The sequence below is a fragment of the Streptomyces sp. NPDC007162 genome (assembly GCF_040634175.1).
Lineage (GTDB): Bacteria > Actinomycetota > Actinomycetes > Streptomycetales > Streptomycetaceae > Streptomyces.
Map to the genome: position 1 here is coordinate 1 of NZ_JBEYFC010000994.1, position 1,422 is coordinate 1,422.

Consider the following 1,422-nt stretch of genomic DNA (forward strand, 5'->3'; position numbering starts at 1 on the left):
CGATCACCACCTGGTGGTAGCCGGTGGGGAATCCGCCACCGCCGTCCGAGGACTGGACGCCCGCCTGCTGGATCACCTGCTGCGCGCCCGACGGCCAATTGGTACCGCTGACCTGGACGTTGCCGGTGAGGACGTTGTTGTGCGGAGGCCCGGTGGCCACGTACGTGTTGCCGCCGTTGTACCAGTTGCCGGAGAAGGTGCTGTCGTCGGTGTGGTTGTTCGCGTTGGCGTTGGTGAGCGCCCAATTGCCCGCGTCCTGAACCACGTTGTGCGACACCGTCAGATACCGGGAGCCCTCGTCGAGGTACAGCGCGGTGGTGCGGTTGTTGTCGTACATGTAGTTCTCGGAGATCACCGAGCCGGGGCTCGCGGACAGGTTGTAGATGCTGCCTCCGTCGAACATCGCGTTCTTGGTGTCGTAGATCAGGTTGTGGGTGACGGTGTTGTTCTTCAGCGTCGTGGGGGTGCTGTACACGGGCTGGTAGTTGTACGTGCCCCGGTTGACGTAGTCCTGGCTGCCGCCCGGGTCGTTGGCGCCCCAGCCCCAGCCGATGTCGATGCCGTCGTAGGGCAGGTGGTCGCACTGGTTGTGGGTGATCGTCGCGTTGGTGACGTAGGTGGACAGGATGGCGGCGGTCTCCTTGTAGTCGGTCCCCACCCCGCTGACCCTGTTGTTGCTGATGGTGATGTTCTGGTTGGTCATCTGCGGATTGCTCGGGTGGTGCGCGTCCGGCTGGATCCCGCCGACCTGGATGCCACTGCCGGCGATGTCGGTGAAGGTGCTACCGGTGACGGTGATGCCGCTCGCGCCGAGACCGGTACCGGAGGCCGTGGCGACACCGTCGTTGCCCACGCCCAGTCCGGCCTGCCCGAGTTCGGAGAACGTGTCGCCGGAGAACGTGATGCCGGTGGCGGCGGAGACCTGGACGGCCGCGGGCATCTGCGCCCAGTGGTTGCGGGTGGCCTCGAACTGTTGGCATCCCGACGTGCAGGTGCTCAGCCAGTTGGCAGGCATCGCAAAGGCGCCGGTGATGTGCGCGCCGCTCTGCTGGTCCGCGTAGCCGTCGGGTCCGCCGGGGCCGAGCCAGGAGGTACCCGTGAACCGGATGCCGGTGAAGCTCAGACCCGTCACCGGTGAGCCGTAACTGCCGCTGATGCCGAGGAGGTTCTGCAGCCCGGGCAGCTCGACGTCGAGGGCGTTGGGGTTCTGCCCCGGCTGGGCGCGGTAGTACAGGTCACCGGTGGACGAGTCGAGATACCACTGGCCGGCCTGCCGCAGGAACGCGTAGTTGTTCTCCAGGTACATCGTCCCGCCGGCGAACGGCGCGTTGATGGTGTCGTAGCCCCAGGAGTTGTTGTTCCACGCGGGCTGCCGCATGGTGACGGTCCTGCCGCTGATCGACTAGACCGGCTGGCGGGAGC

The 1,422-nt window shown here is 66.4% G+C and carries 1 protein-coding gene; it reads right to left on the bottom strand.

What is annotated here, in order from left to right:
• Positions 1–1,378, bottom strand: a 1,378-nt coding sequence (locus ABZ646_RS46590) for a right-handed parallel beta-helix repeat-containing protein (RefSeq protein ID WP_360533843.1), incomplete at its 3' end; no start/stop codon positions are given.
• Between the last annotated feature and the right edge of the window lie 44 nt (positions 1,379–1,422).